At 51.2% G+C, this 13,338-nt stretch carries 11 protein-coding genes; 4 read left to right on the top strand and 7 right to left on the bottom strand.

What is annotated here, in order from left to right:
• Nucleotides 1–90: 90 nt before the first annotated feature.
• Nucleotides 91–897: a crotonase/enoyl-CoA hydratase family protein gene (locus M0D42_RS03570; protein WP_265020235.1), complete on the top strand. Its 807-nt coding sequence runs from the start codon at nucleotides 91–93 to the stop codon at nucleotides 895–897.
• Here M0D42_RS03570 and M0D42_RS03565 read toward each other — a convergent pair.
• Nucleotides 894–2,552, bottom strand: a complete 1,659-nt coding sequence (locus tag M0D42_RS03565; protein ID WP_265021089.1) for a phospholipid carrier-dependent glycosyltransferase — start codon at nucleotides 2,550–2,552, stop codon at nucleotides 894–896. The genes M0D42_RS03570 and M0D42_RS03565 overlap by 4 nt on opposite strands.
• A 160-nt stretch (nucleotides 2,553–2,712) precedes the next feature.
• Between M0D42_RS03565 and M0D42_RS03560 the strand changes: the two genes are divergently transcribed.
• Together M0D42_RS03560 and M0D42_RS03555 are read left to right on the top strand one after the other, a co-directional pair.
• Entirely contained in the window at nucleotides 2,713–4,164 is a 1,452-nt protein-coding gene (locus tag M0D42_RS03560) for a UbiA family prenyltransferase (protein ID WP_265020234.1), read from the top strand.
• A complete protein-coding gene (locus tag M0D42_RS03555; protein ID WP_265020233.1) occupies nucleotides 4,161–4,526 on the top strand; it encodes a hypothetical protein in 366 nt (121 codons plus the stop codon). The genes M0D42_RS03560 and M0D42_RS03555 overlap by 4 nt, the downstream gene beginning before the upstream one ends.
• A 21-nt stretch (nucleotides 4,527–4,547) precedes the next feature.
• On the opposite strand, the gene M0D42_RS03550 is transcribed toward M0D42_RS03555, so the two are convergent.
• The 5 genes from M0D42_RS03550 to M0D42_RS03530 all read right to left on the bottom strand — a co-directional run bounded on the left by M0D42_RS03550 (nucleotide 4,548) and on the right by M0D42_RS03530 (nucleotide 10,786).
• The gene (locus M0D42_RS03550) at nucleotides 4,548–5,303 is read right to left on the bottom strand and encodes a CpsD/CapB family tyrosine-protein kinase (protein ID WP_265020232.1); all 756 of its coding nucleotides are present in this window, start codon (nucleotides 5,301–5,303) and stop codon (nucleotides 4,548–4,550) included.
• Between the two features lie 62 nt (nucleotides 5,304–5,365).
• Complete coding sequence (locus tag M0D42_RS03545) at nucleotides 5,366–7,468, bottom strand: NAD-dependent epimerase/dehydratase family protein (RefSeq protein ID WP_265020231.1); 2,103 nt, start codon at nucleotides 7,466–7,468, stop codon at nucleotides 5,366–5,368.
• A complete protein-coding gene (locus tag M0D42_RS03540) occupies nucleotides 7,468–8,433 on the bottom strand; it encodes a glycosyltransferase (RefSeq protein WP_265020230.1) in 966 nt (321 codons plus the stop codon). Before M0D42_RS03540 ends, M0D42_RS03545 begins: the two co-directional genes overlap by 1 nt.
• The gene (locus M0D42_RS03535; protein WP_265020229.1) at nucleotides 8,430–9,674 is read right to left on the bottom strand and encodes a glycosyltransferase family 4 protein; all 1,245 of its coding nucleotides are present in this window, start codon (nucleotides 9,672–9,674) and stop codon (nucleotides 8,430–8,432) included. Before M0D42_RS03535 ends, M0D42_RS03540 begins: the two co-directional genes overlap by 4 nt.
• Entirely contained in the window at nucleotides 9,662–10,786 is a 1,125-nt protein-coding gene (locus M0D42_RS03530) for a Gfo/Idh/MocA family protein (RefSeq protein ID WP_265020228.1), read from the bottom strand. The genes M0D42_RS03535 and M0D42_RS03530 overlap by 13 nt, the downstream gene beginning before the upstream one ends.
• 182 nt (nucleotides 10,787–10,968) lie before the next feature.
• On the opposite strand from M0D42_RS03530, the gene M0D42_RS03525 reads away from it, so the two are divergent.
• Entirely contained in the window at nucleotides 10,969–11,727 is a 759-nt protein-coding gene (locus tag M0D42_RS03525; RefSeq protein WP_265020227.1) for a WecB/TagA/CpsF family glycosyltransferase, read from the top strand.
• A 30-nt stretch (nucleotides 11,728–11,757) separates the two neighbouring features.
• Here the strand turns inward: M0D42_RS03525 and M0D42_RS03520 are convergent, their stop codons facing one another.
• A complete protein-coding gene (locus M0D42_RS03520) occupies nucleotides 11,758–13,269 on the bottom strand; it encodes a hypothetical protein (RefSeq protein ID WP_265020226.1) in 1,512 nt (503 codons plus the stop codon).
• Nucleotides 13,270–13,338 lie beyond the last annotated feature (69 nt).

The following is a 13,338-nucleotide window of genomic DNA, read 5'->3' as shown; positions in this document are numbered from 1 at the left end:
CTTTATGCAAATAGATTGTCATATATAAGCATATATTAGCAATTGCCGCGCTGTTATTTGGCGTAGTAAGCAAATTACTGGGAGCAGACAATGGCACCGCAAGTTACAGCAGAACAATTCTCCAACCTAAAACTGGAAAAGCACGATGATGGCGTCTGGGTTGTAACGCTGAACCGGCCCACAAAGCGCAACGCGCTGAACTTGGACACGATTGAAGAGCTGGTCACCCTTTTTACAAATGCGCCAAGAGCGGGTGCAAAGGCGATTGTGCTTGCAGCTGAAGGGGATCACTTCTGCGCGGGTCTCGACCTGATTGAACATCACGATGAAGATCGCAGCCCAGCAGATTTCATGCATGTTTGCCTGCGCTGGCACGAAGCCTTTAACAAAATGGAATATGGTGGTGTGCCTGTGATCGCGGCTCTGAAAGGCGCGGTAGTAGGTGGAGGGCTGGAACTTGCGAGTTCGGTACACATCCGTGTCGCGGATCAGAGCACCTATTTTGCGCTTCCTGAAGGACAACGTGGCCTGTTCACAGGTGGTGGCGCGACTATACGGGTCGCAGATCTCATCGGAAAAGCTCGGATGATCGACATGATGCTGACTGGACGTGTTTATCAGGGACAAGAAGCCATCGACCTCGGCCTTGCGCAGTATTTGGTAGAAGGCTCCAGCTTTGATCGTGCCCTAGAACTCGCGCAACGCGCGGCAGCAAACCTTCCGCTCACCAATTTCGCGATCTGTTCTGCGATAAGCCACATGCAAAATATGTCGGCTTTGGATGCTGCCTACGCGGAAGCCGTAGTTGCGGGTGTGGTGAATACCCAACCAGATGCGCGTGCTCGCCTCGCGGCCTTCGCAGACAAGACAGCAGCACGTGTACGCCCCAACAGTTAGGGCCGCATTGAACAATCCATAATGATTGTTTTTCTTTCCAAAAACAGAGGCTTGCGAGGTTCAAACTCCGCAGTCACTTTACAGCGTTCGTTCAAATCCTGATAGAAGGCTCGCAGCATCACAGAACTGGTCTCATGCATCAGATATGGCAAGTTTGAGACAACAAAGACATCGACCCCATCCGCGAGCCAGGCATCCAAGGTCCAATCCGCGATTTGCGGGGGCCACGCATAGGGACGGATGTTGCCCACTAAATCTTCATCCCTTGCGTTCTCAAGACCCGACATCGGATTGGGCAACGGCAGAATGAACTGAGAGTTCGGGCTATTGAGCGGAATTATCCTCTCAGCGGACAAGGGAGGGAGCTCAATGTCATACTTGTTTGCCGTCCGTTGATGCCGCGCGACCTCATAATCTTGCGCAATTCGCGATTGAGGCACTGTGGGTAACGGAATGCCCGTCGCAATCTTGCGAACCGAGTAATTTTCCTGAATCACCGACGCGATTTCCTGGGTGATCGGGCGAGCCAATGTTTGCTGCCATAGCCCTAGGCATCCGAAGATCGCCAAAGCAAGAACCCCTGCCCCCAAAATGCGTCCCACTGCGCGATGCATACGTAAGATCTCAATCAGTGTGAGCGCTGCAAAAAAGGCCACGACGACAAAGAAAGAAACCCAAAGATGCTCTGGCTGACGCAGTCGCACAAGATAAGCCACTAAGATCATACCGGCGATCGTCGCCAACCAGATCGAAATCAGCATGCGAGGTTGCACTGTTCTGTTGGCAACTAAAGGAAAAGCCAGAAAAAGGACCGGAAGAATAAGCCCTAAGCCGCTTTGCAGGTGGAAAACACGTTCAACCAATAGTCCCAAAGATTGCGAAAGCGTAGCGCCCTCGGTGATCGACATTACGGACTGAATTTTTTGAAAATCTAAGAAGTTCTGAAAATCCAAAACTATGCCGATATTAAGAACTGGCCAGGTGATCACCCCCACAAGGAAAATTCTTACAACGGACCAGAGCGTCCCCGATACCCCAACTAGTGGGTAGATCGCGACCAGATACGCAATAGCAAGCGGCAGCATATTCAACGCAAAGGAATGCTTGAAGCTGAGTGCCAAAACCATTGAGAGAGCAAGCCAAATGTCCAGCCTCCAACTTTCGGGCACTTGACTTTTTCGCACCATAAGGAGAATTGTCAGCAGGGAAAAACTGGCCAATGCAGGGTCACCCTTATACATAAATGATAAATACACCGACAGCGGTGCGAGAAGAATGACGGTCGAAATTAGTAAAGCCTCGCCCATTTCATACTTCATTTTGCGAGCGAATTTATAAGCGATTGGCGCCATAAGCGCGCTAATGGCAGCGACAAGAACGCGGCCTGCAACGGAGAATATCGTTGGGTCTTGGAAGTACTGTGATCTGAATGCGGTCGCGTCAGGCCAGACACCCATGACTTTGCCCACTGCAAACATGAATCCATACAAAATTGCGGTCAGATAATTCAGTAATGGCGGATAGAAATGCTGATCTGGCACCAAACGCCCGGTTAAGACCTTTGCAGCCTCATTGATGCGTTCATCACCAATAATGGCACCATGATCGACTCCGATGATGCGTACAACTAATGCGACGGCGAAAAGTGCGATCATCCATTTCCACTCAACACGTTGATTTTCTGAGGTAATCATCTTCAAAGCACCTTTCGCGACAAATAATTTGCCTATCGCAATTTAACCGTAATTGGGTCAATCTTTTGCAGCGATATGTCAGTACTCTGTGCCAAAATTACGGTCATAATGAGAGCAGTTGATGCAAAACACCGATTCATATGACGAGTTGCCACTTTATGTGGATCTGGATGGCACATTGGTTAAAACCGATGTTGCCCAGGAACTTCTATGCCAAGTGGCCGCAAAGCCAGGTCATTGGATCGAGCTATTGAAATCAGCATCGCGTGGGCGCGCTGAAACCAAGGCCTATATTTCTGAGACGGCTGAGTTTGCTCCTGAAAATCTACCTTATCGCTCTGAGGTACTTGACTACATTCAGCAAGAGAAGGACCGTGGTCGCCGCGTCATTCTCGCCAGTGCCACTGACATGAAGATTGCAACAAAAGTTGCTGACTTCATTGGGAATTTTGATGACATCATTGCATCTGAAAACGGAAACAATCTTAAAGGGTCTGATAAGCTTAAGGTCATTCAAGATGAGAGCAATGAGTTTGAATACTTGGGAGACTCTACAGCTGATATTCCCATCTGGCAGGCCGCGAAACGAGCGGGATATGTGAATGCTCCAACCGCTGCGCTTCAGTTCCAAAAGGAAACTGATAAAACCTCCCTTTTGATCTCTGACAACAAGCCAGTGACCAATGCGCTGCTCAAGGCAATGCGGCCACATCAATGGGCCAAAAACGCGTTGATCCTTTTGCCGCTGTTTTTCTCCCATCAATACGGGCAAGTGGAACTCGTCGCAAAAGCGCTCTTGGCGACATTGATCTTTTGCCTGTGTGCCTCTGCGATCTACATCGTGAACGATCTGCTTGATATCGAAGCTGATCGCAAACATGCAAAGAAACGGTATCGTCCTTTCGCTGCAGGTGATTTGCGTCCTGTTACAGGGGCAGGATTTGCATTGGTATTGCTTATAGTAGCCCTGTCGATCAGCAGCATCGTCTTTGGGGCTCTGCTCACCTCCTTGTTCGTACTTTATCTCATATCAACAACGCTTTACTCCGCATGGTTAAAGCATAAACCAATTGTCGATGTGGTGGTGCTGACCTGCCTTTACACGCTTCGAATATTCATTGGCGGCGTAGCAATCGGCGTTGCGCTCTCCCCTTGGCTGCTGAACTTCTCGCTCTTCTTCTTTGCTAGTCTGGCTTTCATGAAACGCTATACTGAAATGCGCAAAGTCGAAGCTCAGGGTAAAGATATGGCGCGTGGGTATCTGGTTTCTGACCTTGCAGCGATCCTGCCCATGGGTGTGGCGACAGGTGGTTTGGCAGTGCTGACGCTGACGCTTTATCTCAACAGTGCCTTCGTTGCAGCTACATATGGCGCTGTTCAGCTATTGTGGTTAATCGCTCCTTTGATCATGTTCTGGGTCTTCCGCGCTTGGCTCAAAGCCCTGCGCGATGAAATCGATGACGACCCGGTTGTTTTTGCGCTGCGCGACCCGATCAGCCGCATTACTCTGGGCCTCACTATTTTTGTGGTTTTGGCCTCCCGTTTCCTAACGTTAGAGGGCCTGATCCAATGAGCTTGAACGCCTTTATCCTAGTATTCATTTCGGTAAGCCTTTCCGCCGTCGGGCAAATCGCTTTCAAACTCGGGGTTTCCAAGCTTGTGTTCGCAGATGGCGCTCAGATTGTGGGCAAAATACTGGCCTTCGCCGCCTCACCTTTTATCCTAGCTGGGCTCGCGGCCTATGGATTGGGCACGTTGTTCTGGCTTTTTGCGCTGCGCCAGCTTGATCTGTCACTCGCCTACCCATTCGTGGCGATCAGTTTCATTGTGGTCTTTGCAATTGGGGTCGTCGGCCTTGGGGAGCCCTGGAACAACACGCGCGCGCTTGGTCTGGCAATCATCACAATCGGATTGATTGTGATGGCCAAAGCGTAATCCCAAGTAAAACCTAAGTTGTTAGGAAAAGAGGCTTTCCGCCTTGTTCAGGACAACACCCAGCAATTGGGTTTTGTCTCCCAGAGCCTGCTCTGCACGCTGCACTTCTTCTGGCAGGCTCTGCCCGCCTCCGACAACCAGCAGCACGCCATCAACGTTCGGCAGAAAGCCCAGCACATCATCGCTGTCCAGAACCGAAGGCAGATCAAAAATCACCATATCTGGGCATAGCAGATCCTGCATTTCTGACAGCACATCTGTCGTCATCATCTGCTGAATCAGCTCTGAGGAATGATAGACCTTTGTGTCGTTCAATCCGAGTGCCAGAGATTGACCAGCGCGGATCAGGTATTCTTCGGGTGAAATATGCCCACCCAAATAGTCGCTCAACCGACCCGGATTTTCGACGCCTAAGAGATTTGCGAGCTCTGGCTTGGTGAAATGCATATCAAAGAGGATTGTCCGCACGCTTTCCATGCGCGCAACAGACAGTGCCAGATTGGCCGCAACGAAGCTTGCACCGCAGCCTTCTGTCACACCTGTCACCGCGATACGGCTCCAGTTGTGTTCCCGCATGGCCAATAGCAGACGCGTGCGGAGCATATCGAACCGTTTATGCACAGGATCGGTCTTCTGCGCAGTCACAATCCGATTGCGACGCAGATGCGCCTCATCCAGCGTGATTTCGTGCATTTCATCCCATAGCACCTGCGCTTCATCGCCAAGGGACATGTAGAGTTCTGAATTTGCTGCACGCGGCAGTCGCTTATCTTTCATCGGCTATCCTCAATCCGTCCTTCAGCCCATATGCGTAAAAAACGGGGAAATTATGGCATTTGCTAAAATCCAAGCAAATTTGCCTCGGTGATGGCTTTTCGGACAAAGCGGGACTTGTCATTTTCCGGTTCCCAGCCAAGCAGATCTTTTGGCAAACCGTTGTCAAATGGTGAAAAATGCGCGCGGGACTTCCAGTCCGCAAGGCTTGGACGGATCGCACCATGGCGGCGCAACGCATATTTCTTCAACCCATATTTCACCGCATCAGCCATCCAGAAGGCTGTCAGATTGCCTGAAGACACCTGGATTTTTGCACCGAGTTCGCGATGGATTGCGGCAAAGTAATCCCGCGCCGACATCATCGGGTCGGCCACCAAATTAAAGGATTTCCCAACGGCATCGCTGCTGTTCATCATCAAGACCAGCCCTTTGGCGACATCATCGATCAGCACAAATGGCAGGATGTTTGTACCCGGACCCCAGATACGCACCGCGCCAGCACCATGCCAACGACCGATACCCCAGTGCTGCAAAGGTCCACCTTCGCCCACGACAATCCCAGGGCGCGCAATAACCAGAGGCAGCCCCATGTCATCATGCATTTTCAGCAGCTCTTCTTCGCATTTCGCCTTCGATCGCGCATAAAGATTGCGGTCTGTCATATCTTCGGCGAACCCTGTGTGCTCTGAAATGCTTTCTGACGGATCACTCATATCATATGAGGCAATGGTGCCAGTATATATGAACCGACTAACGCCTGCCTCCATAGCGGCCTCTGCAATACCAACAGTAACGCCAACATCATTCTTCAGGCAGGCCTCCCATGTCGCATCCAGTGACTTACCCAAGTGGTAAACCGCGTCGATACCCTGCATGGCTTTGGTCAGCGCCTGCCTGTCCGTGAGAGGAGCGGAGTAAAGCTCTACGTGATCAGCAATGTCATCAAACGGCCCGGAAACACCACGACTTAGCACACGCACGTCTTTACCTTCTGCCACGAGCTCCCGGGTGAGTGCCCGGCCAATAAAGCCCGTGCCACCAATGACCAGCACGCTCGGCTTAGGTTTCTTTTTGCCTGCAGGCTTCGGCTTCGCCTTTGGTTTTGGTATCAATGCCAAAGTCTCATCGATGGCCTTCATCACTTTAAGAGCGGCAGCACCAGCAAAGCGTTCATCCAATGAACTTCCATCTCTAAGAGACTGATAAAATGGTGTAAAAGCGCCTTGAAAGCTCAAACCGTAGGCAGACTTCCCATTGAGAGATCCCAGTTGGCGGGTCGCGTTTACCACACCCTCTTTGAGGTTCTGAAAGGACTGATCAAGCTGCTTTCGGAAGGGGTTCAGAATGATGTCAGAAGCGTTTTCGCGTTGCACGATCAGCGTGTCATTCGCGTAATCCAACCGTGCAGATGCACTGCTACCTCGCAGGGTGACAGAGCGATCATCAACGGTTTCGACGAGGGACAGGTTGAAAGTGATATCAACATCCCCTGCCCGCGCGAGAATACGCCAGCTTTGCGGGCGATCCGTATCCGCCGGCAGTTCGATCGATTTGCCGAGGCTGAGATACTCGATGTCGACATCGCCAAATAGATCGACGGCGTAGGCAAAGAGATGAGGACCAAGCTCAAGCAGTAGGTTTTTGGGTTCTTTCAGAAGCCACAAGCCAAAGGGACCTGACCGCAGTGGTGCCAGCGGGAAATGCCAATTGATCTCCGCCGAGGTGATCTTGCCGTATTCTCCGGCCCGCGTAGCGGACTTTAAACGTACATAAGACGGCAGCCCCATGAAATTATGACCAGCTGCGAAAACCTTGCCGGCGGCATCAGCGGCATCGGTGATGCGCTTGGTGTCCTCAAAATTGAGCGCGACTGGTTTTTCGACTAAGCAATGTTTGCCCGCTTCCAGACACTGGATGGCCAGATCAGCATGGCTGCTTGGAGGTGTCAGGATATGAACTGCGTCACAGACATCGGCATCCAGCAGTTCTTGCAAATCTGTGTAGGCAACTAGCCCATAAGCTTCGGCAAAGGCCTCTGCCGCCGAGGCCGACAGATCGCAAACCGCAACAAGCTCAGCACCTTCGGTCGCCTGCAACGCCTGAGCATGCCAATCGGCAATGTAGCCAGCGCCAATAATGGCTGTTTTGATCGTATTTTTCGTCATTACTTATACTCGATGATCTGCATTTTGCGCCCAAAGATGCGGCGGCGGTGGAATTCTATCAGGCCGATGGCATTCGGCAATTTGGAGAGCGTGATGAGGCTTGCGTGTCTTAGGGCTCGGCCCGTTGAAAGGCCTTCACCGCGCAGGCCCGATACGGTGCGTATGTAGTTGTAAAGATAGGCAGAAATGCCCAAAACTGCGATGATTGGCGAGAAAATGAGCGACAGCAGAATAATTGCAGGAACCGCCAATCCGTACACCAGAACACGCTTTTGTTCACGCGCGAAGTAAGGCGGGTGCATATGGCCAACCTGCGCAAAACCATGCCCCGATCGTACTGCCCGTTGCCACCATTGACCAAAGCGCAACATTGCTGCGTCATGTCGCGTCATTTCACTGGGAATACGGTGAATTTTCCAGCCTGACTTTCTGACTCGCACACAGAATTCATCGTCTTCAGCAGCAATGACGGTGTCATCGAAGGGCCCAGCTTGATCTAACACCTCAGAGCGCACAAGCATGTCGCCACCACAGGTTAGAATGTCCCCCGCTGGGCGGTTCCATTCGTGGTGGCAAAGATCATTGTAAAGGCTCACTTCTGGGTGCAATTCACGTCGCCAGCCGGTCACAATACCGACCTCAGGATTTATTCTCATGGCGTCAAGTGCTGCATCCAGCCAGCCTTGCACCATCAGGCAGTCGCCATCAATGAACTGTACAAATTTCGGATTATGCGTCTGTTTTAATCGCTCATAGCCTTCTCGCCGTGCCCGCGCGGCAGTGAAAGGTGAGTAAGCTGAAAGTTCAACAATATCAGCGCCATATTCACGCGCAACAACAACGGACCCATCAGTTGATCCAGAATCCACATAGACAACTGGCACCTCAGGAAGTGATGCAAGACAGGCTTTCAGTCGCTCTCCTTCATTGCGACCAATCGCGACGATACCAACCTCTACGCTCATGCAGTGCCTCCTGGCCTCACATCCATAGGGGGATCGTTGGAGATATATCCATCAAACAGCTTCGATAGCCAAGCAGCTTCATCCTTTGATGTATAGCCCGCAGTCACCTTTTGCCGCCCCGACTTACCCATTTTGACCTGTAGTTTGGTGTCAGCACAAAGCGACTTAAGCGCTTCTGTCAAAGCAGCCGTGTTGCCGGGCGGCACAAGGAAGCCATCAACGCCATTTTCAACAAGCTCAGGAATCCCTGCGATCTGAGTTGTTATCACAGGCCGCTCGGTTGCCATAGCTTCCATAAGAACGACGGGCACACCTTCTGCAAAACTTGGCAAAACAAAAATGTCGTGATTTTTCAATGCCTCAGCGACATCGTCTTGGGATTTGTAGCCTACAAAATCCACGCGATCCGCCAGACCCAGATCACGTGTTTGAGCCTGTAAATCCCCTCTATCCGGTCCATCACCAATCACTGTTAAGCTTGCACCTTCTACGTCAACCATAGATTGGAGCAAAATCGGCAGGCCTTTGACAGCGGCCAGACGCCCCACAAAAAGCAGCTTTTGACCTGAGGCTGGCTTCGCGCCTTCGTATTTCTTCGGGTCGACACCGCAATGCACAATATGCAGCTTTGCCCATGTAGCACTTTCCGAGAAACCCATGGCCTGTGAACGGCAGAAATGACTGATACAGGCAACAAAGCTTGCCTTTTCGATCTTCTTGTCCAACCGCCAATGATCCGGTGCAAAGAAAATATCCGGCCCATGCAGAGTGAAACTAAAAGGTATGCCCGTCATTTCCGACATCAACATCGCGACCGAGCAGCTCGATTTTGCAATGTGATTGTGCAAGTGCACAACGCCCTGATCTTTTAGATGCGCACCCAATACCGCTGCTTCAGCAAAGTAGAACACCTGGTAAAGCGAATTTTTGACCCCACCAGGGTTGGTCGAAAATGCCAATCTAAGTGCGGAAAAATAACGTCCCGCATCTTCACGCAAGAACCGCCAATGGCATTTAAGAAGATGAATGGGGGATTTTGCGGCCTTCAATACATGAAAGGTTTTAGCCGCTTCCGCGCGTTGCTCTGGCCCGACATGATGTTCTGGCCCAGTTTGCCGAATGGAACAGGTCAACACCTCGCGCCCCATCGCGCGCAATTCAGCAACCTCGCGCTGTATGAAGGTATCCGTTGCGCGCGGGTATTCCCCAGTCAGATATGCGATCTTTTCTAAAGCGCCCATGGCATTGGCTCCATGACCTTGCAAGAGGTCGTCATATCCTGCGCCCCTGCTGTATCACCCGCGTTCTGGATCGCAAGCGTGACCTCATTCAGGTGCAATGCAAAGTCTCCGGACAGTCGGCTTGGTAATCCAGCTTCGATCGCATCAAGCATTTCCATAGGACCCAAGGCGAAATTCATCGCAGCCGCGCCCCAACGCTTTACCTTTGGATGCGTCTGCCCTGCTATTCTGATACGTCTCGCAATTGGGCTCTCAATCAATTTTCGGCGTATTGTCATACGCTTACGAAAACCAACCGGCGCATTGTTATCCCATGCCTTTTTGACTTCTAAGACACCTTTGTCGCCAAAAATCTGGATCTGATGATTATGGCTTGCAACAATCGAACAGGTCAGGCGCACCATCGGACCATTCTCAAAAAAGAGCGACGCAACCGACACATCGGGGGTGCCTTCCCCATTTGGGTCCTTTTCTGGCAAAACCTCTGCAGAAGCAGCAACCACGCGGCGTACCGGGCCGAACCATGAAATGAGCCAGGCCAGATAGTAGCCAGCGTGTTCTAATGTACAGCCAACTCTGAATTCATCACCCGCGGGCCATGTGGCACCGCTCTCACTTTTCCAATCCTGATAAGGGGCCTGCGGGATAAACCCGTCATCAAGTTCCGCATAGATCAATCGCGGTTGACCGGCCACATCATCCCGAAGCGCCTTGCCCATGGTCTGGGCTGCCTCGCCTAAAACGCTGCACGGTGCCGATGCCAGCTGCAATCCACTTTCCGCAGCCAAAGCATGCAGGCTTTGGGCCTCTGCCATCGAGACCGCGAGGGGCTTCTCGGAATAAACATGATGCCCAGCTATAAGGCATGCTTCGTTGATCTCGCGGTGGCTACCAGGATTGGTGAGGTTTAGCACCAAGCTGCCTTCAGGCAGCTCTGACAGCATCTCATCCAAGCTTGCTGCGGCCTCGACATCCCAATGGCTGCAAAAGGCTGAAAGCCTGTTCTCATCGCGATCAAAGGCGGCCGAGATCTGCACATGCGGAAACGTCGCGAAAGATCTCATGTAAAGATCCGCGACAAAGCCACAGCCTACAATTGCTAAAGGCCTCATTGTTCCAGCCTGCTCTTATTCATTGGGCATCACCCGTTGATGCCGACAGTATCTCGATATTCAACAATATCGACAAGATTACGTCAGAGGTCAGGCAAATTTCAAAATCATTTCAAGGGATAAGCCATAGAATTCCACATTTCCCATGATAAATACGCTGGAAATGGATCACGGAGATCAAAATGCAATTTGAAACAGCGCAAGGGCCGATCATGGTCAATGTTCCAAACCATGCGCAATTGCAGCAGGAAATCTCTGATAGACTCAAACAAAATCAGGGTTTTGCTCTCGCGACGATCAATCTCGACCATCTTGTGAAGTTAAATACCGACCCGGTGTTTTATGACGCCTATCACAAACATGATCTTGTTGTCGCCGACGGCAATCCCATCGTCTGGTTGTCACAGATCGCGGGGCATCATGTCGAACTTGTTCCGGGTTCCGATCTGGTTGTACCACTCTGCGCGCAGATGGCCGAATTAGGTATATCGATTGCCTTGGTGGGAGGAACTGAGGAGTCACTGAATGCGTCGGCGAATTACCTCACCACACTGTTTCCTTCATTGAAAATAGCGCTCAAGCTATCACCACCTTTTGGATTTGACCCAGAAGGTGACGCGGCTGAGGAAGCACTCAGGGCAGTTGACGCATCTGGAGCTCAACTTTGTTTTTTGGCCTTTGGCGCGCCAAAGCAAGAGGTTATCGCTGCGCGCGGAAAAGATATCGCAAAACAGACAGGGTTTGTGAGCATCGGCGCAAGCCTCGATTTCCTTGCCGGTAGCCAAACCCGTGCACCCCGATGGGTACGCAAACTGGCGCTGGAATGGCTTTGGCGATTGATTGGGAACCCAAAACGAATGGCTTTGCGCTACGCACGGTGTTTTGCAATTTTACCCGGTCACCTTCATCGCGCGCTTCGCATCCGCCGCTCGATGCACTAGCGGCCCATGTAAAAATTCGCATTATGGGAGCTAAAGAATAGTCCGAGTTCGAGCCGATACGTGAACACGATTTGGGGCATCCAGAACTGACTTTTTTCTTTTAATCCCAATATCTTTTGACGTCTCCCGAAGACTCTCAGAATACCCCAAAAGTGCCCCAGCAAGGAGCCAAGTGATGGGGGTCAAAGTTGCGTTTGGCAACAGGTCAATCAAGTTCAAGGACAACAACAAAGCAAGGCCGCCGCCAATTGGTGTCACAACGTGTTCAATGACCCGTTCTTTCTGTTCTTTTTGAACGGGAATGGAAGCGTGGATCTCTGACTTCCACTGCTTTTTGATACCCTTCTCATTTTGACTTGAGGCGCGCGCAAACATGAAGATGGGCAACGCAAGAAGACCAAACTCAGCCAAAAATCCGACCCAGCCAAACATACCAACTGCAATGATCCAACGGCCATCGGTGACAGCTAAGCTCGTGCCGGTGATAGGATCATGTAGTTGGTTACGTCCCCAGGATCCCCAACCAAAGAGCGGCTTTTCAATGGCGCGTTCATAGAGCAAATTCTCGTTATCAAATCTGAACTTCAATGAGAATGAGCGTTCTTCACTGACAGCAGACGCCACCTGGAGAATACGCTCCTCTGGAACAAGATTAGCTCCTTTTGCAAGTGGGTAAGCCAGGGCCAAGGCAGCAAGCAAAACCGCCACTCTTGTTTGGAGTTTCCAAGACGTCAGAACCACCAGAGAAATCAGGAAGATTGCGTAAACCAACGGGCCTAGCGTTTTGTTAAGAACCAATACACCCGCAAGAAAAACGGCCGCAATCATGAACCAAGATCGGGATTTCCCAATGTCTGCGCGCCACAAGATAATCGCCGAAGCGAGGGACATCATGATCAGCATAGAAGCCCAAATACCGTGTTCGAGGAACACAAGCGCACGGAAGCCCCCTCCACGCATGGTCTGTTCAAACACATGTTGGAAGTAGCCATAAATCCAAATATTGAGCTGCGGACTTAAACGCACCTCAAGCAGAATTGGAAAGCTATAAAACAGGCCAGCAACGACCAGGGCCAAAAGGAGATCACGTAGATCGTCCTGAGAGCGTAGGAACTGCCGCGCTAAAATGAACCCGCTCAGCAAGATGGCTTGGTTGATGACCAAAGCAATAATATCTCGCGCATATAACCCACGCAGACCCCCGGTCGCGAATAGGACCGGTTCTGGGTTGTTTAACACTGTGAAGATCGGTGACAAAATGAACGTCGCCATCAGTGTCTTGCCCAAACCAGATCGCGGCCAGAATTCGATTTTTTCGTTGGCTACAAAGATCACATATATGACTGCCATCATATTCGGCAGGGTCAGCTTATTGAGCGGTGGCATCAGTGGAAAATCAAATGCGGTCGGATGTGGCGGCAGCAACAGGTAGCCACCAAGAAAAGACCAAATCAGCGCACGCCCGACCGGTAGACGCTTGAACAATACAAGCATCACCAAAGGCCAGAGGGCCAGAACAAGAAATGCAATGCTATTCGGCATCTGATTTGTCTTTGCGTTAACGCCAAAGGGCTGAATTCATCCTGACTCTGCAGGAGAAAGACGTCAAAT

Origin of the sequence: Cognatishimia activa (genome assembly GCF_026016445.1) — a bacterium.
Classification (GTDB): domain Bacteria; phylum Pseudomonadota; class Alphaproteobacteria; order Rhodobacterales; family Rhodobacteraceae; genus Cognatishimia; species Cognatishimia activa_B.
This window is presented reverse-complemented; position numbering and strand designations above follow the sequence as displayed.

Bases quoted from the DNA above. Each gene is read 5' to 3' on its own strand.
- M0D42_RS03570 (WP_265020235.1), top strand. From the start codon at position 91: ATGGCACCGCAAGTTACAGCAGAACAATTCTCCAACCTAAAACTGGAA.
- M0D42_RS03565 (WP_265021089.1), bottom strand. From the start codon at position 2,552: ATGATCGCACTTTTCGCCGTCGCATTAGTTGTACGCATCATCGGAGTC.
- M0D42_RS03560 (WP_265020234.1), top strand. From the start codon at position 2,713: ATGCAAAACACCGATTCATATGACGAGTTGCCACTTTATGTGGATCTG.
- M0D42_RS03555 (WP_265020233.1), top strand. From the start codon at position 4,161: ATGAGCTTGAACGCCTTTATCCTAGTATTCATTTCGGTAAGCCTTTCC.
- M0D42_RS03550 (WP_265020232.1), bottom strand. From the start codon at position 5,303: ATGAAAGATAAGCGACTGCCGCGTGCAGCAAATTCAGAACTCTACATG.
- M0D42_RS03545 (WP_265020231.1), bottom strand. From the start codon at position 7,468: ATGACGAAAAATACGATCAAAACAGCCATTATTGGCGCTGGCTACATT.
- M0D42_RS03540 (WP_265020230.1), bottom strand. From the start codon at position 8,433: ATGAGCGTAGAGGTTGGTATCGTCGCGATTGGTCGCAATGAAGGAGAG.
- M0D42_RS03535 (WP_265020229.1), bottom strand. From the start codon at position 9,674: ATGGGCGCTTTAGAAAAGATCGCATATCTGACTGGGGAATACCCGCGC.
- M0D42_RS03530 (WP_265020228.1), bottom strand. From the start codon at position 10,786: ATGAGGCCTTTAGCAATTGTAGGCTGTGGCTTTGTCGCGGATCTTTAC.
- M0D42_RS03525 (WP_265020227.1), top strand. From the start codon at position 10,969: ATGCAATTTGAAACAGCGCAAGGGCCGATCATGGTCAATGTTCCAAAC.
- M0D42_RS03520 (WP_265020226.1), bottom strand. From the start codon at position 13,269: ATGCCGAATAGCATTGCATTTCTTGTTCTGGCCCTCTGGCCTTTGGTG.